This window comes from Burkholderia pyrrocinia (genome assembly GCF_003330765.1).
Taxonomy (GTDB): domain Bacteria; phylum Pseudomonadota; class Gammaproteobacteria; order Burkholderiales; family Burkholderiaceae; genus Burkholderia; species Burkholderia pyrrocinia_B.
Genome location: NZ_CP024903.1, coordinates 3,158,625 through 3,180,531 on the forward strand (window position 1 = coordinate 3,158,625; position 21,907 = coordinate 3,180,531).

Below are 21,907 nucleotides of genomic sequence, written 5' to 3' on the forward strand. Positions count from 1 at the left end.
CAAGCGCACCGGCATGCGCACGACCGCGCGCGCCGGCACGCTCCCGGTTCAGGCGGCGGCCTGTTGCGTCGCGTCGATCAGCGGCACGCCGGTCAGCGTCTGCAGCTCGTCGAACGACAGGTCGGTGAAGATCTCGCTCACCGCAAGGCCGTCGGCCGTCACGTCGAGCACGGCGAGATCCGTATAGATGCGGCTCACGCATTGCACGCCGGTGACCGGATACGAGCACTGCGCGACGATCTTGCTTTCGCCCTGCTTCGTCAGGTGCTCCATCATCACGAACACCTGCTTCGCGCCGATCGCGAGATCCATCGCGCCGCCGACGGCCGGAATCGCATCGGGCGCGCCCGTATGCCAGTTCGCGAGGTCGCCGTGCGCGGATACCTGGAACGCGCCGAGCACGCAGTAGTCGAGGTGGCCGCCGCGCATCATCGCGAACGAATCCGAATGGTGGAAATACGCGCCGCCGGTCAGCAGCGTCACGTGCTGCTTGCCGGCGTTGATCAGTTCGTCGTCTTCCTCGCCGGGCGCGGGCGCCGGGCCCATGCCGAGCAGCCCGTTCTCGCTGTGCAGGAAGATTTCCTTGCTCGGATCGAGGTGGTTCGCCACCAGCGTCGGCACGCCGATGCCGAGGTTCACATATGCGCCTTCGGGGATGTCCTGGGCGACGCGCTTGGCCATTTCATCGCGGGTCAGTCGTTTCATTCTGGATCTCCTTAGGCGGCTTGCGATGCGGCTTGCGATGCGGCGTGTTCTGCGGCGAGCTCGGCCGCATGCGCGGCCTGCGGCACCTCGACGACGCGCTGAACGAAAATGCCCGGCGTCACGATGTGTTCCGGGTTCAGCCCGCCGAGCGGCACGACTTCCGACACCTGCACGATCGCGACCTTCGCGGCACTGGCCATGATCGGCCCGAAGTTGCGCGCGGTCTTGCGATACACGAGATTGCCCCAGCGATCGCCCTTGTACGCTTTCACGAGCGCGAAATCGGCGTGGATCGGCGTTTCGAACACATACGGCTTGCCGTCGATCACGCGCGTTTCCTTGCCTTCCGCGAGCTTGGTACCGTAACCCGTCGGCGTGAAGAAGCCGCCGATGCCGGCGCCCGCCGCGCGGATGCGCTCCGCGAGGTTGCCCTGCGGCACGAGCTCCAGCTCGATCTCGCCTGCGCGGTACAGCGCGTCGAACACCTGCGAGTCGCTCTGGCGCGGGAACGAGCAGATGATCTTGCGCACCTGCTTCGCCTTGAGCAGCGCCGCCAGGCCCGTCTCGCCGTTGCCCGCGTTGTTGTTGACGATCGTCAGGTCGCGCGCGCCCTGTTCGATCAGCGCGTCGATCAGCTCGGACGGCATGCCTGCCGTGCCGAAGCCGCCGATCATGATTGTCGCGCCATCGTGGACGTCGGCAACCGCCGACTGAAGCGATTCGAAAATCTTGTTGACCATGTCTCTTCCTGATACGAACCCGCGGCACGATGCGCGGCCTGTCGAGGGGACACGCGCGTGCCGCGTGCCGCGCCGGGGCCGATTTCGATCCCGGTATTTGTTCGCTATTCGAACCTAGATTCGATTAGCGAACGATGGGCCGATCATAGAGTCGTGCACAGCGCGTTGTCAAGGCGGGTTGCCTCGGGGGGCGTCGCGTCGTCGAACGGCAAGCCAACGTAGTTTTCGGCGAGCGACTGCGCGGCGGCCCGCGAGCGCGTCACGTATTTCAGCTCGGCAAACTTCAGGCGATTGACGAACGGCGAGTCCTCCGGGGACGAATGCAGCATGTTCGTCATGAAGTACGAGAAGTGTTCGGCGCGCCACACGCGTTCGAGGCAGGTCGCCGAATACGTGTCGAGCAGCGTCGCGTCGCCGTTCCGGTAGCGCGCGCCGAGCGCGCGGGACAGCGCGCGGACGTCGGCCACCGCGAGGTTCATCCCCTTCGCGCCGGTCGGCGGCACGATGTGCGCGGCATCGCCGGCGAGGAACAGCCTGCCGTGCTGCATCGTCTCCGACACGAAGCTGCGCATCGGCGTCACGCTTTTCTGCGTGATCCGGCCCTCGGTCGGCGTCCAGCCCGTGTCGTTCGAGAAGCGCGTGTGCAATTCGTCCCAGACCCGCGCATCGGACCATTCGGCGAGGTTCTCGTCGGGCTTGCACTGCAGGTACAGGCGCGTGACCGTCGGCGAGCGCATCGAGAACAGCGCGAAGCCGTTGTCGTGATGCGCGTAGACGAGTTCGTCGAGCGACGGCGCCGCGTCGGCGAGGATGCCGAGCCACGCGAACGGGTAGACGCGCTCGAACGTGTTCAGCCGCTCGGCCGGGATCGTCTGGCGCGCGATGCCGTGGAAGCCGTCGCAGCCGGCGACGTAGTCGCAGTCGATGCGATCCGCGCGGCCGTCCGCGTGCTTGAACGTAACGAACGGGTGTTCGCCTTCGACGTCGTGCAGCGCGACGTCGCTGACTTCGAAGTGCATTTGATGGCCATGCTCGACGCCGGCCGCGATCAGGTCGCGCACGACTTCATGCTGGCTGTAGACGGTGATCGCGCGCCCGCCGGTAAGCGCGGACAGGTCGATGCGATGGCGCTGGCCCGAGAACAGCAGCTCGATGCCGTGATGTTCGAGCCCTTCGCGACGCATCCGGTCGCCGAGGCCGGCTTCGTTCAGCGTGTCGACGGTGCCCTGCTCGAGCACGCCGGCGCGGATGCGGTTCTCGCAGTATTCACGCGAACGCGCTTCGACAAGGACGGAATCGACGCCTTGCAGGCGCAGCAGATGGGACAGCAGAAGGCCGGACGGACCGGCGCCGATGATTACAACTTGAGTGCGCATTGTTTGTCTCCTGTCGACCGGAGTTAGCGCTTCAGCGCTTACTCCGGTCCCATGCTTCGCGGAACATTGGTTCGAGTAATGGAACACATTTGAGCGCTTTCCCGACTATGCGGCAACGCGATTCAGGAGATATGTTGTATACGTTTCGAAGATATTGGTCCCCTCATGGATTCGCTCGATCTGAACCTCATTCCCTACCTCGTCGCACTCGACGACACCCGCAACGTGAGCCGCGCCGGCGACCTGCTCGGCGTGAGCCAGCCGCGCGTGAGCACGGCGCTCGGCCGGCTGCGCGAGTATTTCGGCGATCCGCTCTTCGTGCGCACGTCGCGCGGGATGGAACCGACGCCGCGCGCACTCGCGCTGCTGCCGGCCGCGCGCGACGCGCTCGCGCAGATCGAGCGCGGCCTCGTCGCGCCGCACGACTTCGACCCGGCCGCGAGCACGCATACGTTCTCGATCGCGCTGTCGGACGTCGGCGAGATCGTGTTCCTGCCGAAGCTGCTGCAGGCGTTCGCGACGCGCGCGCCGCACGCGAACCTGCGTTCGGTCTCGCCCGCGCACGACGAAGTCGGACGCGGCCTCGAAGCCGGGTCGATCGATCTCGCGGTCGGCTACTTCCCCGACCTCGACGGCAACAACTTCTTCCAGCAGCGGTTGTTCACGCACCGGTTCGTGTGCCTGATGCGGCGCGGCCATCCGTTCGAACAGGCGCCGCCGTTCACGGTCGAGCAGTTCCTCGCATGCGGGCACGCGGTGGTGCGCGCCGAAGGCCGCAGCCAGGAGGTGCTCGAGAAATATCTCGCGAAGCAGCGCATGCAGCGCCGCGCGGTGCTCGAGACGCCGCACTTCATGAGCCTGCCGTTCATCCTGAGCCGCACCGACCTGATCGCGACGGTGCCGCATGCGATCGGCTATGCGTATGCGGCCGAGCACGCGTTCATCGTGCCCGTCGAGCCGCCGCTCGCGCTGCCGCGCTTCGACCTGAAGCAGCACTGGCACCGCAAGTACCACAACGATCCGCGCACCGCGTGGCTGCGCGGCGTCGTCGCATCGCTGTTCAACGACGAGCAGGACGAATGGCCGAAGTGAGCGCCGGGCCGCACGCACGACCCGCGAAAGCATGAAACAATCACCGGATACCGGCCGCCGCAGGCGGCCGCCTTCGATGGAGCCACTACATGGGTAAGAAAACCGCGCGGCCCGAGCCGGCCACATCCCGGCCGAGCCGTAAAGAAGCAGAAGACGCGGTCCGCGTGCTGTTGCGCTGGGCCGGCGACGACCCCGCGCGCGAAGGCCTGCTCGACACGCCCGCACGCGTCGTGCGCGCGTACGAGCAGTTCTTCGCCGGCTATGCGCTTGAGCCGCGCGACATCCTCGCGCGCACGTTCAGCGAGGTCGACGGCTACGACGAGATGATCGTGCTGAAGGACATCCGCTTCGAGAGCTACTGCGAGCACCACATGGTGCCGATCATCGGCCGCGCACACGTCGCGTATCTGCCGAACCATCGCGTGGTCGGCATCTCGAAGCTCGCGCGCCTCGTCGACGCGTTCGCGAAGCGCCTGCAGATCCAGGAAAAGATGACCGTGCAGATCGCCGATACGCTGTTCGACGTGCTGCAGCCGAAAGGTGTCGGCGTGATCCTCGAAGCCGCGCACCAGTGCATCTCGACGCGCGGCGTGCACAAGCCGGGGGTCGAGATGGTCACGTCGCGCATGCTCGGCACGTTCCGCACCGATCCGTCGACGCGGCGCGAATTCCTCTCGATCGTCGCCAACCCTTCTTCAGTCAACCTGACGAATACGTAAATGGAGCCGACGAAGCAAACGGCGCACGCGCCCGTCGTGCTCGTGACCGGCGCCGCGCGCCGGGCCGGGCGCGCGTTCGCCGAATATTTCGCCGCGCGCGGCTATCGCACCGCGGTGCATTACGACCGCTCGGCCGAAGCCGCGCAGGCCGCGGCCCGCGCGATCGCCGAACGCGGGCACGATTCGATTGCGCTGCAGGCCGACCTGTCGGATGCCGCGCAGATCACCGCGCTGATCGACCAGGTGTATGCACGCTTCGGGCGCCTCGACGTGCTCGTCAACAACGCGTCGGTATTCTGGCAGGACCATTTCCCGAGCTTCGACCTCGCGGCGTTCGACCAGGCGTGGGCCGTCAACTGCCGCGCGCCGATCCTGCTCACGCGCGCGTTCTACGAACGGGCCCGCGCGGCCGGCACGCAGGGCGTCGTCGTGAATGTGGTCGACCAGAAGATCAAGGAAAACTTTCACCGCGACCATTTCAGCTACACGGTCGCGAAGGCCGCGCTCGGCAACCTCACGCAGATGCTCGCGCTGTCGTCCGCGCCCGTGCTGCGCGTGAACGCGGTATTCCCGGGGCTGATGCTGCCGAGCGACGACCAGACGCAGGCCGACTTCGAACACGCGAGCCGCGCATCGACACCGCTCGCGCGCATCGCGGGCCCCGAGGATGTCGCGAGCGCGATCCTGCTGCTGACGGGCAACGCGTACAACGGCGTGGATTTCGTCGTCGATGCGGGGCAGAACCTGATCCGCGTCGACCAGGACGTGCTGTACAAGCACCGCTCGCCTGCCGGCAAGCACTGACGCACGCGCGGCGGCGGCCGGCGGCCGCCGCCGCGTTACGGCTTCTCGGCGCTCCCGCCTTCGCGAACCTTGCCCTGCGCGACGCTCGTGCCGGCCGGCACACTGTGCGTAAGCCACACGTTGCCGCCGATCACCGAGCCGCGCCCGATCGTCACGCGGCCGAGAATCGTCGCGCCCGCGTAGATCACCACGTCGTCCTCGACGATCGGGTGCCGTGCGTTGCCCTTGACCAGCGCGCCTTCGCCATCGGCCGGGAAGCTCTTCGCGCCGAGCGTGACGGCCTGGTACACGCGCACGCGCTCGCCGATGATCGCCGTCTCGCCGATCACGACGCCCGTGCCGTGGTCGATGAAGAAGCTCGGGCCGATCTGCGCACCGGGGTGGATGTCGATGCCGGTGGCCGAGTGGGCGATTTCATTGATGAACCGCGCGAGCAGCGGCACGCCGAGCTGATGCAGCGCGTGCGCGAGCCGGTGGTGCATCATCGCCAGCACGCCGGGGTAGCACAGCAGGATCTCGGTGATGTGCTGCGCGGCCGGATCGCCCGCGTAGGCGGCCTGGATGTCGCTGACGAGCAGCGCGCGGACCGCCGGCAACTGCCGGCCGAATTCGCGCGCGATCTCGAACGCGCGCTCGTCGAGCTCCGCGGACGGCGTATCCACATGCTCGGGGAGGAACGGCAGCGCACGGCGAACCTGCTCGGACAGGATGCGCAGCGTGCTTTCGAGCGTATGGCCGACGTAGTAGTCGACGCTTTCGTCAGTCAGATCCGGCGCGCCGTAATGCGTCGGAAACATCGACGCGCGCAGGCCGGTGACAATCTTGCAGATTGCATCGCGGGATGGCAGCTCACGGATGCCGCGCGGATGGCGCGTGCGATGGAGTTCCTCGCGCGACTCGCGCAAGCCGATGACGATTTCTTCGAGGCCCCACTGACGGACGGGTGATGTCGACATATGCCAATGCAGGCGGCCGCGCTCGGTCGCACGGCCGCTAATAAAGTGACGGGTTCCGCAAGATTACCGCGTTTTTTGTCCGGGAGCGGCACGCAGGAGATCGGCCGGACGGCCGACGATGCCGAATCGCGACGGCGTCAGATCGTGATGCTGCTCGCGTCGATCCATCGCACGGCCCAGTCGCGCGCATGCGCGATCGCGGCGCCTTCGTCGTTGAACTGGAGCTCGATCGGAAAAAATCGGTTCGCAACGAGTTCCCCGTCGCTCGATCGGGAGATCACGACGTAGGGCTTGAACGAACCGTCACTGGCACGCGCGGGCGCACAATTCAACAGATAACCGCGGTGCGTGAAGGCAGTAGTCGCTTGCATGAATCCGCCACCTCTAGTCCCTTGCTTTGTTGTTCACTACCCGTCTTTAAGGGTGCTGAGGCGCCCCCGGCGCGGGCAGAGGCGGCGCAACTGCATCCCCTGTCGCCGCTTCGCAGGAAAAGAATCATACTCTGTAGAAAACGGGTCTTCTAGCTGAAATAAATCATGACAAATCAGTGCGCGTCGCGCGACCGCGGCGATCGCCCGCGCGCCTTTTCCCGTCGTACCCGGAACGGGATTTGCTTCGATCCGGAGCGCTTCGCCGCCAGGAGAGCCGTGATGGAATCATCCGGTCAAACAGGTCGTTCGCATCCGCGCAGCATCGAGCTCTACAACGACGACACGCACGACAGCACGGTCGACACCGACGGCAAGAACCGCGAGGCGTCGCGCCTCGCCGGCGGCGGGCCGATCTCGCCCGACGAGATCACCGGCAGCAACGCATCACTCGTCAATGCGATGCCGGAAGCCGGCGACGGCCTCGCCGGTTTCGACAGCCGCCCCGGCGGCAATCATCCGGCGTTCGCACTGCGCGCAGGCTACATGGTGATCGAGAAAGGCTTCGACGCGCCGACGCCCGCGGGCGACGCGCTGATCGGTCCCGTCCACCGGATGTACGGCAGCGCGTACTGGCCCGGCCACGGACGGCGGCCGGAGCGCATCATCGAGCTGACAACCGCGCCGAAGTAGCCGGCGCGGCGTTTGAATCGGTCGTTCGTTTGCGGACCGGCATCGGTCGACGACCGATGGCTGCGGATCGGCGCATGCGACTGTGTGCCGGTATCCCAGTGGTGCGCAAACGGACGATTCCGCGCATCGGCGTCGGCAGTTTCATGCATGCCGCGAATCGCACCGACGCACATGCGTTGATCGACATCATGTCGAAACGGCGCGGTTGCGATTGAATGGCGATGCGTGCGGTTCATCAGCGTGGCTGTTGCGCCGTGTCGATGCAGTTCGCATGCGCCGCGATGCGCGTGCCCATGCAACGCGCGATTCCGATGCCTGCGCATGCCTTCCCGCCGACGATGCGGACGACGGAGGCGACCGGGCCAGGCGACACGCGTCGCGCGGTGCAGCATGCGCCGCGCGCATGGCCGTGCGCGGCACGACGGGCACCTCACTGCAAAGTCCCCGCCATTGGTTTACTCTGCCTCGCAGCAACGCCCAGCCTGATCGGCCATCCGGCCGACTTCGTTTCAACCCGCCACTCGGAGACACTATGTACAAGCGCATTCTGGTTGCCGTCGACGGCAGCGACACGTCCCGCCATGCGTTCGATGCCGCGCTGGCGCTCGCGAAAGCGCACGGCGCCGAGCTGCAACCGTTCTATGTCGTCGAGAACGCCGCGATCTACTACAGCGTGCCGGGCTACGATCCGTCCGTGCTGCGCGATCAACTCGTCGCGCAGGGCGACGCGCTCGCGAAGGAGTTCACGAAGCTGATGCAGGCAGCGGGCGTGAAAGGCGAGACGCGGCTGAACGAGGCGACCTCGCTCAACGATGTGTCGTCGCTGATCCTCGAAGGCGCGAAGGCGTTCGGCGCCGATCTGCTCGTGCTCGGCACGCACGGCCGCCGCGGGTTCCGCCGTCTCGTGCTCGGCAGCATTGCCGAACAATGCGTGCGGCACGCGACGCTGCCCGTGCTGCTGATTCCGGCGGCCGCCAGCGTGGACGAGCAGGCCGCCTGAACGGCGTTCGGCAGGCGCGGCCGGTCGCGACGTTTTGTCACCCGACAGCGGCAACTTGCGGTGGGACAATGATTCCGTCGATTCAACGCCGGAGTAAACGATCATGCTGACGCCCGTCGCCACACGCCCCGCCGCCACGCCTCATGCCGGCAGCTGGGCTCCTCGCCAGGCCCCGCACTGCTCGTCGTGCGCAATGCGGCACTTGTGCATGCCGCAGGGCCTGGCGCCCGAAGCGCTCAGTCGCCTCGAGTCGGTCATCTGCGCGGCTCGCCCCGTCAAGCGCGGCGAAGCGCTGTTCCGCGAAGGCGATGCATTCGACAACCTGTATGCCGTGCGCTCGGGTTCGCTGAAAACCGTCGCGACGCGCCACGACGGCCGCGAACAGGTCACGGGCCTGCATCTCGCGGGCGAAGCGCTCGGCCTCGACGGCATCTGCGACGATACGCATCCGCGCACCGCGGTCGCGCTGGAAGACAGCTCCGTCTGCGTGATTCCGTACAGCGCGCTCAAGGCGCTGTGCTCGGAAGCCGGCTCGATGCAGTTGCGCATGCACAAGCTGATGAGCGAACAGATCGTGCGCGAAACGTCGCAAACGATGCTGCTCGGTTCGCTGAATGCCGAAGAACGTGTCGCCGCTTTCCTGCTCGACGTGTCGTCGCGCTACCTGAAGCGCGGTTACTCGCCGTCGGAATTCAACCTGCGGATGACGCGCGAAGATATCGGCAGCTATCTCGGCATGACGCTCGAAACGGTCAGCCGCACGCTGTCCAAATTCCAGAAGCGCGGCCTGATCGAAATGCAGGGCCGCCACGTCCAGATCGTCGACTTCGACGGCCTGCATCACCTCTGATGCCGCACGGCGCGCGCCTGTCGCGCGCCGCCCGCGTCGCCCGCGTGACGTTATCGATCAGTCGAGAAACAGCGCGGCACGCGCCTTGAGCGCCGCGCTGAAATCGTCGAGCCAGCCGATCGACAAGCGCCAGCTCTGCCAGTAAAGATCGATGTCGACGGTTCGTCCGCGCGACATGTCGACCAGTTCGCCCGCCGTCAGCAGGCGGTCGACCATCCGGTCCGGGCACATTCCCCATCCCAGCCCCGTCTCGCATGCGCGCAGGTAGCCCGCGACGTGCGGTATCCAGTGCTGCGGCGGATCGAGATCCGCGCGCGTCACGCGCCGGATGAAACGCGCCTGCAGCCCGTCCTTCGGATTGAACATCACGCACGGCGCGCGGCGCAGCGCATCGCGCGTGATGCCCGCGCCGAAGTAGCGTGCGTGAAACGCCGGCGAGCACACCGCGCGATAGCGGATACGCCCGAGCCGCGTCGAGCGGCACCCGTGGATCGGCTCGGCCTGCGCGGTCACGGCGCCCTGCACGCTGCCGTCGCGAATGCGCGCCGCCGTGTAGTCCTGGTCATCGATCACGAGGTCGAGCAGCATCTCGCGCTCCGTGCAGAACGGTCCCACCGCGTCGATGAACCACGTCGCGACGCTGTCGTCGTTGACGGCCACGCGCAACATCGGCCATGCGCTCGCGATCTGGCCCGGCAGCGTCGGCATCCGGCCGCCCAGTTCGGCCTCGAGCAGTTGCACGCGCTCGGTATGCCGGCACAGCAGCGCGCCCGACGTCGTCGCGACGCACGGCTGCCCGCGCTTGACGAGCACGCTGCCGACACGCTCCTCCAGCAGTTTCACGCGCTGCGACACGGCCGACGGCGTGACATTCAGCTCCTTGGCCGCACGCTCGAACGAGCCGTGCCGGATCACGGCCGCGAGGGCGTCGAGCAACGCGTAGTCGAGCATTAGATTTCCTTAATCCGCATTAGGTGATTTAGCTTCTCTTATTTTCATGCTGACCGCAGACTAGCGCTACCCGATTCATTCGTCTACTGCTTTCACCCACCATGAACTGGCTCGCTTTTTCCCATGGCGCCGCGTTGTGCGCGTCGCTCATCGTCACCATCGGCGCGCAGAACGCATTCGTGCTCAGGCAGGGCATCATGCGCTCGCACGTCGGCAAGATCGTGCTGCTGTGCTCACTGTCCGACATGATCCTGATCGGCGCGGGCGTCGGCGGCGCATCGGTGCTCGTCGAACGCTATCCGACCTTCGTTCACGCGGTGCTGTACGTCGGCCTCGCGTATCTCGCGTGGTTCGGCATCAACGCGCTGCGCCGCGCGTTCAAGCCGGGCCACGAAACGCTCGACGTGCGCGGCGACGCGGTCGCGCCGCCGCCGCAGAGCGGCCTCGCGATCGTGCTGATGACGCTCGCGTTCACGTGGCTCAACCCGCACGTGTATCTCGACACGTTCCTGCTGATCGGCACGGCCGGTGCGCGCGAGCCGGAAGGCGCGCGGGTCGCGTTCGCGATCGGCGCGATGACGGTCAGCTTCGTGTGGTTCCTCGGGCTTGGCTACGGTGCGCGATTGCTCGCGCCGTGGTTCCGCAAGGCCGTTGCGTGGCGCGTGCTGGACGGTGCGATCGGCAGCATGGTGCTGTTTCTCGCGGCGGTGCAGTTGCGCTAACCGACTCATCGACTCACCGACGCACGGGCGGCGGCTTGCCGCCCGTCTTCCCATCCGCTCCGGCACGACGCCGGGGCACTCCGCCCTCCCGCCCGCTTCCCGTCGCGCCAGCCGCCACGAAAATCCGCTCCAGATCGAATGCAGCCGTACGGAACGCTCGCGTAACGGACGAGGCGTTCGCCATTTGCCTCAAACCGTCCACCATCGCGTCGACTCGCCGCCTGCACGAATCGGACCGATCGGCGAGAATGTCCGGTGTCCCGCGACAACGGCGGAACCGCATCTCGCACCCCGCCGTCTCGCCGCAATCGTTTTGGCCAATCCCGCGGTTCAATCCCGTTACCCACCGATATCGGAGCAGAACATGGCACTACGCACCCTCGGCACGTCCAACATCCAGGTCTCGCCGCTCGCCTTCGGCGGCAACGTCTTCGGCTGGACCGTCGACGAGAACGCATCGTTTGCGCTGCTCGATGCGCTCGCCGACACCGGCATCAACTTCATCGACACGGCCGACGTCTATTCGGCCTGGGCGCCCGGCAACAGCGGCGGCGAATCGGAAACGATCATCGGCAAGTGGCTCAAGCGCTCCGGCAAGCGCGAACAGGTCGTGATCGCGACCAAGGTCGGCCTGCTGGCCGCACGCGCGGGGCTGACGAAGGACAACATCCTGAAGGCCGCAGACGATTCGCTGCGCCGCCTGCAGACCGACTACATCGACCTGTATTTCTCGCACCGCGATCTCGCCGATACGGCCCCGCTCGAAGAAACGCTCGGCGCGTACCAGGCGCTGATCGACGCGGGCAAGGTGCGTATCATCGGCGCATCGAACTACAGCGGCGCGCGCCTGCGCGAAGCCGCCGACATCAGCCGGCGCGACGGCCTGCCCGCTTACCAGGTCATCCAGCCCGAATACAACCTGATCGACCGCGCCGACTACGAACGCGATCTCGAACCGGTCGTGCGCGACCTGAAGCTCGGCGTCGTCAACTACTACGCGCTCGCGAGCGGCTTCCTGTCGGGCAAATACCGCAGCGAGGCCGACCTGAAGAAGAGCGTGCGCGGCGATCGCGTCGCCGGCTATCTGGACGAACGCGGCCTGCGCATACTCGCGGCACTCGACGCCGTTTCGGCCCGGCACGGTACGCAGCCGGCCGCGATCGCGCTCGCGTGGCAGATCGCCCGACCGACGATCACCGCGCCGATCGCGAGCGCGACGTCGCTCGCACAGCTCGAATCGCTCGGCGAAGCGATCCGCGTCCGGCTCGATCAGGACGACATCCGCCAGATCGACGAGGCCAGCGCAACCTGACGTCGTCGCGGCGGGCCGGTCGGTGAAATCGCGGCATCTCGCGGTTTAGCGGCCGGCCTGCGTCATGTGCACGCCAGTGTCGCCGGTTGCGCGGATGCGGGAAAAATCGGGGGTCGCGGATGGATACACCGGCGTGCGTCCCGACGGCCGCGCGACTCGACACGGCCGCACCGACCGCACGATCCCGCTCGCATGCGACGCGGGGATGGTGACGACATCGATCTACGCGAACGTCACCGACGCGCAGCGGGCCGGCCACGTGACCGTCGAATTCCGCGACAACAGGATGGGATACGAACAGGACGTTCCGCTCGGGCTGCCGCCGTCTTCGTCGAAGTAAGCCCGCGACACCTGTCGGCAGCGCGTGGCGAAACACGCACCAACGCGCACCGCATAGCCGAAATTCGCACCTGCGTTTTGACTGGCACGGCCGCTTCCGTTGACTGGACCGGACATCGATCGCGCTTGCAGCCGCAACGCCCCGCTGCAAGCGCGTCGCGCGCCCGCCCCGGGTCTTCCACGGATTGACCGCGGCATTCGACGTGCCCGAGACTGCGCCGCTCGGGCGGTCATTGGGAGAACGTCATGCCGGACACCAGCACGGGGATCGTCACGATCTCGACGCGCGCCGTACGCGGCGCCGAGCGCGTCGACTTCTGGGTCGACCAGGTCGCCCGCACGCTCGTGAAGATCGAATGCAGCGGCAAGTCGTCCGAAGGCATCGACGCGACGCTGCGCAAGCGCGATCTCGGGCTGTTCAGCGCATGCGACATCGTCGCGAACCGGCACGCGGTCGTGCGCACGCCGCACAACATCCATGCAGACCAGCGCGACGCCGTGTTCGTCTGCCTGATGCACGCAGGCCAAGGCTATACGTTCCAGGACGTCGACTGCATGCAGCATGCGCCCGGCGATCTCGTCCTTTACGACACGTCGATGCCGTACGGGCACGGCTTTCCCGCCGACATGGCGATGACCGTGCTCGACGTGCCGCGCGACGTGTTCGAGGCGCGTGTCGGCCCGTGGCGCTACCGCAGTCTCGTCAAGATCGACCGCGGCGACGGCGTCGCGTCGTGGGCCGTGCGGCAGGTGTATGCGCTGCTCGCCGCCCCGCAGGAGCCGACGCCCGACGCGCGCGAACGGCGCGCCGCCGCGATACTCGACCTGGTGCAGTCGATGCTGCGGCTGCGCGACGGCGACGCGTCGCCGACCAAGTCGACCGTCCATACGCTGTCGCGCGCGAAAGCCTTCATCGACAGCCATCTCGCCGACGACGATCTCGACAGCCAGTCGGTGAGCCGCGCGATCAACCTGTCGCCGCGCCAGCTCGCGCGCGTGTTCGAGATCGAAGGGATGCCGCTCACGCGCTACATCCTCGCGCGGCGGCTCGAACGCTGCCGCGCCGACCTGCGCGACCGGTCGCTGAAGCACCTGACGGTCAGCGAAATCGCGTTCCGCTGGGGCTTCAACAACAGCGCGCACTTCAGCCGCAGCTATCGCGCGCGCTTCGGCGAGACGCCGAGCGACACCCGCGCGCCGGCCGATGCGCGATAACCGCACGCTGCAAGGCCCGCCACCCGCCGCTCTGTCCCTGCGAGGCAAGCACGGCGTCCGTCCCGGTCAAATAGGGACGCAGCCCGGTCGCTAAGCTGGCTTCTTGCGCGGCGGTGCCTGTTCCGCCGCCCGACAGCAAGGAGAAGAAGCGGAATGGAGACGTATGACCATATCGTCGTCGGTGGCGGATCGGCGGGCTGCACGGTCGCGCATCGGCTGGTGAAGGCCGGCAGGCGCGTGCTGCTGCTCGAGGACGGCCCGAAGGACGACAGCCTGTTCATCCGGATTCCGGCGACATTCATCCGTGTGCTCGGCACGCAGCGCACGGTCACGTTCGAGAGCGAGCCGCAACCCGGCGCGGCGGGACGCAAGACCTACGTGCCGCAGGGCCGCACGCTCGGCGGCGGCAGTTCGGTCAATGCGATGCTGTACGTGCGCGGCACGCGCGACGACTACGACGACTGGGCCGCGCTCGGCTGCACCGGCTGGGGATGGGACGACGTGCTGCCCGTGTTCAAGCGCGCCGAATCGCACCTGCGGCTTTCCGAGCCGTTCCACGGCACCGACGGGCCGTTGAAGGTCGGCGACACGCGCTTCCGGCATCCGCTGAGCCTCGCGTTCGTGAAGGCCGCGCAGGAAGCCGGCATCGCGTACAACGACGACTTCAACGGCGTCGCGCAGCATGGCGTCGGCTTCTACCACACGACGATTTTCGACGGGCAGCGCGGCAGTACCGCGGCCACCTATCTCGCCGACGCGATCGGCCACCCGAACCTGCGCGTGCTGACCGGCTGCCGCGTGACGCGCGTGCGGTTCGACGGCCGGCGTGCGACCGGCGTCGAATGGCGCACGGAAAGCGGCGCGACGGGTTCGGCCGCCGCACGCGCCGACGTCGTGCTCGCGGCCGGCGCGCTGAGCACGCCGAAGCTGCTGATGCTGTCGGGCATCGGGCCCGGCGCGCACCTGCACGCGCACGGCATCGACGTGCTGCACGACAGCCGCGACGTCGGCGCGAACTACCAGGATCACCTCGAAGTGTCGATCTACGGCTACAGCCACGCGCCGATCAGCCTGTTGGGCGAGGATCGCGGGCTGAAGGCGTTGCGGCACGGGCTGCAGTGGATGCTGTGCCGCACCGGCCTGCTGACGTCGAACGTCGTCGAATCCGGCGCGTTCGTCGACACGACGGGCAGCGGCCGCCCGGACATCCAGTTCCACGTGCTGCCGACGCTCGTCGGCGACGTCGATCGCGAACCGCTGCCCGGCCACGGCCTGTCGATCAACCCGTGCCTGCTCAGGCCGCGTTCGCGCGGCGCCGTGCAACTGCGCGGCAACGATCCGGCCGCGCCGATCCGGTTCGACAGCGGCGCACTGTCCGACCCGGCCGACGTCGACGGCCTCGTGCGCGGCGTCGCGCTCGCCCGGCAGATCATGCGCGCGCCGTCGCTCGCGCGCATCGTTCGCGAGGCCGAGACGCTGACCGAGGCGGCACTCGCCGACTACGTGCGGCACCGCGCGAAAACCGTCTACCACCCGGCCGGCACCTGCCGCATGGGCAACGATGCGCACGCGGTCGTCACACCGCGCCTCGCGGTGCAAGGCGTCGACGGATTGAGGATCTGCGATGCATCGGTGATGCCGCGCATCGTGTCCGGCAACACGAACGCGCCGACGATCATGATCGCGGAACGCTGCGCCGAATTCATGCTCGCGCGCTGAAAACAAAAACGGCGCGTGAACCACGCGCCGCCGCAACTGCAACCTGCCGGCTTCAGCATTCGGCCGCGCGCGCCGCATCGCGCAGCGCCATCGGCGACGCGCCATAGCGTTCGCGAATCGCGCGGCTGAAGTGCGCCTGGCTCGAGAACCCCCAGCGAAACGCGATCTCGCCGACGCTCGTCTTGCGCAGCCGCGCATCCGTCAGCTCGCGATACGCATGCAACAGCCGTTCCGACCAGATGTGCTGCGTGATCGACTCGCCTTCGGCCGCAAAGAGCCGGCCCAGATGACGCAGCGACAGCCCGACCGCATCGGCGACGGCCTGCGGCCCGAGCTCCGGCTCGCCGAGATGCGTCGCGATGTACTGCTTCGCGGTCAGCAGATATGACAGCGACGCGCGCGACGCACCCGCGCCGTTCACCTCCGCGTCGATGAGTTCCGCGATCAGCGTGCGCGTGTGTTCGGCGAACCGCGCGGCATCGCGCTCGACGGGATCCTTCATGAACCGCTCGACGCTCGCGCGCAACGTCGCGCCCAGCATCGCACCCGCGCCCGGCTTCGGTGCGATCCGCAGCGGCAGCGCCGCCAGCTCCGCATCGAGCCGGTCGTCGAAGGTCGTGATCGGGATATCGATCAGCAGTTGCCGCATCGGCGTCAGGAATCCGAACAGATAAGGCACGCGCGTGTCGTAGACGACGACATCGCCGGCTTCCGCGAGCAGGCACCGGTCGTGCTGGATGAAATACGCGCGCCCGCTCAGGATCTGGCAGGCGAACAGCGATTCCTTCGGCAACTGGCGCACCAAAGCAGGGCTGCGCTCGATCACGTGATCCCGGCCGCTGATGTCGGCGATGCCGAGGCCCGGCAGTGCGATGTCGGTCTTCTCGACCTCGAGCCCGGCCGGCGACAGCGACGAGCAGCGCAGGCCGACCAGCGTCGCCGCATTGAACGCATCCCAGTACGCCATCCTGTCGCGCGCCGGCACGTCGGCCGTCGAGCCTCGCGTGCGTGAAAAAACGGTCGAATTCGTCACGTCGCCTCCTGCTGGCGCCTGTCGTGCGGAGCGGCACGGATTGGGGGATGGTTCGTCTGGAATTGGTGCGATGCAATGTCCGGCGCGGTCAAGCAATTCGTCCAGCCCAGTCAAGAGCAGCAGGCACCGGCTGGCTAAAGTCGAGCCCACGACATCCATATACAAGGAGACAAACCGTGGTCGACCAAGCCGTAGCCGAATTCTGGCAAAACATCCCGCCGATTGCCAATCCGTTCAAGCCCGATGCGATGCCCGAAGCCTACATCCCGAACGCGGCCACCGACGACGCGCGCTATTACGTTCCGTTCACCGAAACGGTTTCGTCGCGGCCGCTGTGGATCTCGCCGTCGCAGAACAAATGGTGCGACATCCTGATGGCGAAGGAAGCCGGGCTCGTGAACCGGCACTATCACCCGCATGAAGTGTTCGCATACACGCTGTCCGGCAAATGGGGCTACCTGGAGCACGAATGGACCGCGACGCGCGGCGATTTCGTGTACGAGACGCCGGGCGAAGGCCACACGCTCGTCGCGTTCGATCACCCCGAGCCGATGCGCGCGTTCTTCATCGTCAAGGGGCCGCTGATCTGGCTCGACGACGCAGGCAACCCCGACGGCTATTTCGACGTGCATTCGTACATCGCGATGTGCAAGGCGCATTACGAGAAGGTCGGCCTCGGCGCGCAAGCGATCGAGAAGCTGTACCGCTGACGCGCGACGAGGCCGGCCATGACATCCCACCCTTCCCCCCAATCCGCATGGACGTACGAGAACAGGCTGCTGCTGATCCTGTTCATGACGTTCGGCTTCGTATTCTTCGACCGCCTCGCGCTGTCGTTCCTGTTCCCGTTCATGTCGGCCGAGCTGCACCTGACGAACACGCAGCTCGGCATGGTGTCGTCCGCGCTCGCGCTCACGTGGGCGCTGTCGGGCGCGGCGACAGGCGCGTGGTCCGACGCGCGCGGCACGCGCAAGCCGCTGCTGATCGCGGCCGTGCTCGGCTTTTCCGCGTGCTCGGCGCTGTCGGGGCTCGTCGGCGGCTTCGCGAGCCTGATCGCGTTTCGCGCGCTGATGGGCATCGCCGAAGGGCCCGTGCTGCCGCTGTCGCAATCGCTGATGGTCGAGAGTTCGACGCCGAGCCGTCGCGGGCTGAACATGGGCCTGCTGCAGGGCTCGGCCGCCGGCCTGCTCGGCGCGATGATCGGGCCGCCGGTCGTGATCGGCATCGCGACCGCGTACGGCTGGCGCGAGGCGTTCTACGTGTCGTGCGTTCCGGGCTTCCTGATCGCGTTCTGCATCTGGCGCTGGGTGCGCGAAGTGCCGCCCGGCGGCGGGCGGCATGCGCAGGCCGACGGCGCCGCCGCGCGTTCGGCAGGCGGCACGGCGATCAGCCGCTGGGCGCTGCTGAAGGAACGCAACATCCTGCTCTGCATGCTGATCAGTTGCTTCTTCCTCACGTGGTTCGTCGTGATCATCTCGTTCGCGCCGGTGTTCCTCGTCGACAGCCGTCACCTGTCCCCATCCGACATGGGCGTCGTGATGACCTGCCTCGGCGCCGCGTGGGTGTTCTGGGGCTTCGCGGTGCCGGCAATCTCCGACCGGATCGGCCGCAAGCCGACGATGATCGTGTTCGCGCTGATCGCCGCTGCATGCCCCGTCGCGCTGATCCACGCGAGTTCGCTGGGTGCGCTCTGCGCGCTCGTGCTCGCGACCTACACGGGCCTCGGCTGCTTCACGCTGTTCATGGCGACGATCCCGGCCGAAACGGTGCCGCCGCGCGCGATCGCCAGCGCGCTCGGCCTGATCATGGGCGCCGGCGAGCTGATCGGCGGCTTCGTCGCGCCGACCGTCGCCGGCTTCGCGGCGGACAAGTACGGCCTGCAGTTCGCGATGTGGACGTCGGCCACCGGCGCGATCCTCGCGTGCGTGCTGTCGTTCGGCCTCGTCGAGACCGCGCCCGCCGTGCTGCGCAAGCGCGCGCTCGCCGGTACCGCCAGCCGTCTCGATGCGCAGAACCTCGGAGGGCGATGACATGCGAGCGCTTCAATGGCATGGCCCGCGCGACGTTCGTCTCGTGGAAATCGACACGCCGCGCGTCGGCCCCGGCGACGTGCGCATCGCGGTCGCGTATTGCGGCATCTGCGGCAGCGACCTGCACGAATATGCGGACGGCCCGCACGCGATTCCCGTCGACGCGCCGCATCCGCTGTCGAACCGCACCGCGCCGCTGACGCTCGGCCACGAGTTCTGCGGCACCGTCGTCGAAGTCGGCGAAGGCGTGACGGCGCTGCGCGCGGGCGACCGCGTCGCGGTCGAGCCCGAGTATCGCTGCCAGCAGTGCGCGTACTGCCGCTCGGGGTCGTACAACCTGTGCGTGTCGATGGGATTCGCCGGGCTGATGGGCGACGGCGGGATGGCCGACTTCGCGGTCGTGCCGGCCTACATGCTGCATCGCCTGCCCGACGGCGTGAATCTCGAACAGGCCGCGGTAATGGAGCCGGCCGCCGTCGCGCTGCACGCGCTGCGGCGCGGCGCGCTGAGGCTCGGCGAGACCTGCGCGGTGTTCGGGATCGGGCCGATCGGCCTGCTGCTGATCATGCTCGCGAAGCTGCAGGGCGCGACGACGATCGTCGCCGTCGACGTATCGCCCGAACGGCTCGCGGCGGCCACGCGCTTCGGCGCGACGCACACATTCGACGCGCGCGCGCTCAATGCACCCGCGCTGCAGCACGCGATCCGCGCAGCCACCGGCGGGCTCGGCGTCGACGCGAGTTTCGAAGCGGCCGGGCTGCCGGCCACGTTCGAATCGGCGATGCAGGCGCTGCGCAAGGGCGGCCGCGTCGTGATGGTCGGCCTGATGCCGCATGCGGGCTTCGACGCGTTCCGCGCGGTCAACGACGAGCTGACCTTCACGGCGAGCGTCGGCTACCGGCATGCGTACGAAGACCTGCTGCGCATCGTCGCGTCGGGCGCGCTCGATCTCACGTCGATCGTCACGCGCACCGTGTCGCTGGAAGATGCCGTCGCCGACGGCTTCGACGCGCTGCTCGCCGACCGCACGCAGATCAAGATCCTCGTTTCACCCGCGCAACGGCCGGCCCGTCGCGCATACACCATCGGGAGTGTCGAGCATGAGTCGTCAGTGGGCGTTTGAAGGCAAAACCGTCGTCGTGACGGGCGGCACGTCAGGCATCGGCGCAAGCACCGCCTGGCGCTTCGCGGAAGCTGGCGCGTCGGTCGTCGCGCTCGGGCTCGACGTCGCCGGTCCGCATGCGCCCGTGCATCCGCGCGTCCGGTGCGTGGAGCTCGACGTGACCGACAGCGATGCGCTGACGCGCACGATCGCCGCGCTGCCGCGACTCGACGTGCTCGTCAACGGCGTCGGCATCAGCCGGCACGCGGATGAATACCGGATGGACCAGTTCGAGCTCGTGCTGAACGTGAACCTGACGTCGGTGATGCGCGCTTCCGACGCCGCGTTGCCGGCACTGTCCGCGCACGGCGGCAGTATCGTCAACGTCGCGTCGATGTATACGTACTTCGGCAGCAAGGACCGGCCCGCATACAGCGCGAGCAAGGGCGGCATCGCGCAGCTCACGCGCTCGCTCGCGCAGGCGTGGGCCGATCGCGGCATCCGCGTGAACGCGGTCGCGCCCGGCTGGATCGAAACGCCGCTCAGCAGCGGCCTGATGGCCGATACGCAGGCGTCGCGGCAAATCCTCGATCGCACGCCGCTCGGGCGCTGGGGCACGGCCGACGAAGTCGCGGAAGTGATCCTGTTCCTGTGCTCGCCCGGCGCGTCGTTCGTGACCGGCGCGATCGTGCCGGTGGACGGCGGATATTCGACGGTCTAGCAACCGGCGCGTCGCGCCCGTCTCGGCGCGACATTCATCGCAACAATCAGTAGTCCAATTAAAAATATCCGACCCGATCGGAAACATGTGAGGAGCACATTGGAGATGACGAAAAAGACCCTTCTGGCACTCGCGGCCTGCACGATCCCCGCCGCGTCGTTCGCGCAGAGCAGCGTGACGATGTTCGGGCTGATGGATGCCGGCATCAGCTACGTCAGCAACGAAGGCGGCCACGGCAACCCGAAATTCGACGACAACATCTTCTTTCCGAACCTGCTCGGGTTCGAAGGCAAGGAAGATCTCGGCGCGGGCACGCGCGCGATCTTCCGGCTCGTCAACCAGTATTCGCTCGGCAACGGCTCGATTATCGGCGGCGGGCTGTTCGCGCGCACGGCCTATGTCGGGCTGCAGAACGACCGGTACGGCACGCTGACGCTCGGCAACCAGTACGAGTTCATGGTCGATTCGCTCGCCGCCAGCGGCAATGAAATCGCGCAGGATCTCGTCGGCCTGTACGGCTTTCGCAATGGACCATTCGACAAGCTCGCGTTGCCGAACAACCCGACCGGCGCCTTCGACTGGGATCGCGTCGCCGGCAGCAATCGCGTCGCGAATTCGGTCAAGGTCACGAGCCCGTCGCTGTCGGGCCTGACCGTCGGCGCGCTGTACGGTTTCGGGAACGTCGCGGGGTCGGTGGGCGCAAACAACACGGTCAGCGTCGGCGCGCGCTACGACAACGGCCCGTTCGGCGCGGGCGTGGCCTATACGAACCAGAAATACGGCGCGGCGGCCGGGCTGCCGCCCACCAGCGTGCGAAACTGGGGCGCGGGCGTTCACTACACGGTCGGCACGGTCACGGGGAAGGCGCTCTTCACCACCGTGCGCAATGCGCAGAACGGCGCGGGCGCGTGGTCGGCGGAAGCCGGCGCCGCATGGCGGCCGTCGCCGGTATGGGTGATCGGCGCGAGCTATACGTACATGAAGGGCAACGACACCCTCGACAACGCGCACGCGCACCAGTTCCTGGCCGCGGTTCAGTACTGGCTGTCGAAGCGCACGATGGTGTATGTGGCGGGCGTGCATCAGCGCGCAAGCCATGGCAGCAACGCGCAGATCAACGGCGTGATGGACGCGAACGGCGCGTCGAGCGGCGCACTGCAGTCGATCGCACGGATCGGGTTCAGCACGCGGTTCTAGGTTCCAGCCCCCTGGTGAATCCTGTCGGCGATCCCGCGGCCGGATCGCCGGACGCCAGTGCTTGAAGGTGTATTCGGCTGTCATGTCGCTGTCTCCGGACTGACGGCCGACATTCGCAGAAGAGCTGGCCGCGACACGGTTGCCCCGCATCAGACCCGTCACGCACCGCACTTCTCGTCGCACGCGCACTGTAATCACGTGTAATCGACTCGCGACGCAATCCTTCGTACGCTGTTCTGACTCTTCCGCGCGCCCGATTTCTC

23 protein-coding genes are annotated in these 21,907 nt (G+C 67.4%); 16 read left to right on the forward strand and 7 right to left on the reverse strand.

Features of this window, described 5'->3' with window-relative positions:
• Window positions 1–48: 48 nt before the first annotated feature.
• The 3 genes from CUJ89_RS31990 to pobA form a co-directional block, all read right to left on the reverse strand.
• Window positions 49–705, reverse strand: coding sequence for a CoA transferase subunit B (locus CUJ89_RS31990; protein ID WP_114181223.1), 657 nt, complete (start codon window positions 703–705; stop codon window positions 49–51).
• Between the two features lie 11 nt (window positions 706–716).
• Entirely contained in the window at window positions 717–1,445 is a 729-nt protein-coding gene (locus CUJ89_RS31995; protein ID WP_114181224.1) for a 3-oxoacid CoA-transferase subunit A, read from the reverse strand.
• 143 nt (window positions 1,446–1,588) lie between these two features.
• Window positions 1,589–2,821, reverse strand: coding sequence for a 4-hydroxybenzoate 3-monooxygenase (gene pobA / locus CUJ89_RS32000; RefSeq protein ID WP_114181225.1), 1,233 nt, complete (start codon window positions 2,819–2,821; stop codon window positions 1,589–1,591).
• 165 nt (window positions 2,822–2,986) lie between these two features.
• Between pobA and CUJ89_RS32005 the strand changes: the two genes are divergently transcribed.
• The 3 genes from CUJ89_RS32005 (at window position 2,987) to CUJ89_RS32015 (ending at window position 5,436) form a co-directional block, all read left to right on the forward strand.
• Window positions 2,987–3,913, forward strand: coding sequence for a LysR family transcriptional regulator (locus CUJ89_RS32005; protein ID WP_114181226.1), 927 nt, complete (start codon window positions 2,987–2,989; stop codon window positions 3,911–3,913).
• Between the two features lie 89 nt (window positions 3,914–4,002).
• A complete protein-coding gene (gene folE, locus CUJ89_RS32010) occupies window positions 4,003–4,632 on the forward strand; it encodes a GTP cyclohydrolase I FolE (RefSeq protein WP_114181227.1) in 630 nt (209 codons plus the stop codon).
• Window positions 4,633–5,436 (forward strand): SDR family oxidoreductase, encoded by an 804-nt coding sequence (locus CUJ89_RS32015; protein WP_114181228.1) that lies wholly within the window; start codon window positions 4,633–4,635, stop codon window positions 5,434–5,436.
• Window positions 5,437–5,471: 35 nt separating this feature from the next.
• Here CUJ89_RS32015 and epsC read toward each other — a convergent pair whose 3' ends face one another.
• Both epsC and CUJ89_RS32025 read right to left on the reverse strand, forming a co-directional pair.
• Window positions 5,472–6,392 carry a serine O-acetyltransferase EpsC gene (gene epsC, locus CUJ89_RS32020; RefSeq protein ID WP_114181229.1) on the reverse strand — a complete coding sequence of 307 codons (921 nt, stop codon included), beginning with the start codon at window positions 6,390–6,392 and terminating at the stop codon, window positions 5,472–5,474.
• Between the two features lie 137 nt (window positions 6,393–6,529).
• On the reverse strand, window positions 6,530–6,763 hold the full coding sequence (locus CUJ89_RS32025; RefSeq protein ID WP_114181230.1) for a hypothetical protein: 234 nt from the start codon (window positions 6,761–6,763) through the stop codon (window positions 6,530–6,532).
• A 279-nt stretch (window positions 6,764–7,042) separates the two neighbouring features.
• On the opposite strand from CUJ89_RS32025, the gene CUJ89_RS32030 reads away from it, so the two are divergent.
• The 3 genes from CUJ89_RS32030 to fnr all read left to right on the forward strand — a co-directional run bounded on the left by CUJ89_RS32030 (window position 7,043) and on the right by fnr (window position 9,303).
• Entirely contained in the window at window positions 7,043–7,453 is a 411-nt protein-coding gene (locus tag CUJ89_RS32030) for a DUF3005 domain-containing protein (protein WP_114181231.1), read from the forward strand.
• A 532-nt stretch (window positions 7,454–7,985) separates the two neighbouring features.
• The gene (locus tag CUJ89_RS32040; RefSeq protein ID WP_114181232.1) at window positions 7,986–8,453 is read left to right on the forward strand and encodes a universal stress protein; all 468 of its coding nucleotides are present in this window, start codon (window positions 7,986–7,988) and stop codon (window positions 8,451–8,453) included.
• A gap of 103 nt (window positions 8,454–8,556) precedes the next feature.
• The gene (fnr, locus tag CUJ89_RS32045; RefSeq protein WP_114181233.1) at window positions 8,557–9,303 is read left to right on the forward strand and encodes a fumarate/nitrate reduction transcriptional regulator Fnr; all 747 of its coding nucleotides are present in this window, start codon (window positions 8,557–8,559) and stop codon (window positions 9,301–9,303) included.
• A 57-nt stretch (window positions 9,304–9,360) separates the two neighbouring features.
• Here fnr and CUJ89_RS32050 read toward each other — a convergent pair whose 3' ends face one another.
• Window positions 9,361–10,254, reverse strand: coding sequence for a LysR family transcriptional regulator ArgP (locus tag CUJ89_RS32050; protein WP_114181234.1), 894 nt, complete (start codon window positions 10,252–10,254; stop codon window positions 9,361–9,363).
• A gap of 101 nt (window positions 10,255–10,355) precedes the next feature.
• Here CUJ89_RS32050 and CUJ89_RS32055 point away from each other — a divergent pair, with 101 nt between their 5' ends.
• The 5 genes from CUJ89_RS32055 to CUJ89_RS32075 all read left to right on the forward strand — a co-directional run bounded on the left by CUJ89_RS32055 (window position 10,356) and on the right by CUJ89_RS32075 (window position 15,561).
• Complete coding sequence (locus CUJ89_RS32055) at window positions 10,356–10,976, forward strand: LysE/ArgO family amino acid transporter (protein ID WP_114181235.1); 621 nt, start codon at window positions 10,356–10,358, stop codon at window positions 10,974–10,976.
• Between the two features lie 364 nt (window positions 10,977–11,340).
• Entirely contained in the window at window positions 11,341–12,288 is a 948-nt protein-coding gene (locus CUJ89_RS32060; RefSeq protein ID WP_114181236.1) for an aldo/keto reductase, read from the forward strand.
• A gap of 133 nt (window positions 12,289–12,421) precedes the next feature.
• Window positions 12,422–12,628 (forward strand): hypothetical protein, encoded by a 207-nt coding sequence (locus CUJ89_RS32065; RefSeq protein WP_236655016.1) that lies wholly within the window; start codon window positions 12,422–12,424, stop codon window positions 12,626–12,628.
• Between the two features lie 245 nt (window positions 12,629–12,873).
• Window positions 12,874–13,842, forward strand: a complete 969-nt coding sequence (locus tag CUJ89_RS32070; RefSeq protein WP_114181237.1) for a helix-turn-helix domain-containing protein — start codon at window positions 12,874–12,876, stop codon at window positions 13,840–13,842.
• 153 nt (window positions 13,843–13,995) lie between these two features.
• Window positions 13,996–15,561, forward strand: coding sequence for a GMC family oxidoreductase (locus tag CUJ89_RS32075; protein WP_114181238.1), 1,566 nt, complete (start codon window positions 13,996–13,998; stop codon window positions 15,559–15,561).
• Between the two features lie 52 nt (window positions 15,562–15,613).
• Here CUJ89_RS32075 and CUJ89_RS32080 read toward each other — a convergent pair whose 3' ends face one another.
• Complete coding sequence (locus CUJ89_RS32080) at window positions 15,614–16,594, reverse strand: helix-turn-helix domain-containing protein (RefSeq protein ID WP_114181239.1); 981 nt, start codon at window positions 16,592–16,594, stop codon at window positions 15,614–15,616.
• 176 nt (window positions 16,595–16,770) lie between these two features.
• Here CUJ89_RS32080 and CUJ89_RS32085 point away from each other — a divergent pair, with 176 nt between their 5' ends.
• The 5 genes from CUJ89_RS32085 (at window position 16,771) to CUJ89_RS32105 (ending at window position 21,644) form a co-directional block, all read left to right on the forward strand.
• Window positions 16,771–17,304, forward strand: a complete 534-nt coding sequence (locus CUJ89_RS32085; protein WP_114181240.1) for a 2,4'-dihydroxyacetophenone dioxygenase family protein — start codon at window positions 16,771–16,773, stop codon at window positions 17,302–17,304.
• Window positions 17,305–17,322: 18 nt separating this feature from the next.
• Window positions 17,323–18,624: an MFS transporter gene (locus CUJ89_RS32090; RefSeq protein ID WP_114181241.1), complete on the forward strand. Its 1,302-nt coding sequence runs from the start codon at window positions 17,323–17,325 to the stop codon at window positions 18,622–18,624.
• A 1-nt stretch (window position 18,625) separates the two neighbouring features.
• On the forward strand, window positions 18,626–19,747 hold the full coding sequence (locus tag CUJ89_RS32095; protein WP_114181242.1) for a 2,3-butanediol dehydrogenase: 1,122 nt from the start codon (window positions 18,626–18,628) through the stop codon (window positions 19,745–19,747).
• The gene (locus tag CUJ89_RS32100; RefSeq protein ID WP_114181243.1) at window positions 19,725–20,447 is read left to right on the forward strand and encodes an SDR family NAD(P)-dependent oxidoreductase; all 723 of its coding nucleotides are present in this window, start codon (window positions 19,725–19,727) and stop codon (window positions 20,445–20,447) included. Before CUJ89_RS32095 ends, CUJ89_RS32100 begins: the two co-directional genes overlap by 23 nt.
• A gap of 105 nt (window positions 20,448–20,552) precedes the next feature.
• Window positions 20,553–21,644, forward strand: coding sequence for a porin (locus tag CUJ89_RS32105; RefSeq protein ID WP_114181244.1), 1,092 nt, complete (start codon window positions 20,553–20,555; stop codon window positions 21,642–21,644).
• Window positions 21,645–21,907 lie beyond the last annotated feature (263 nt).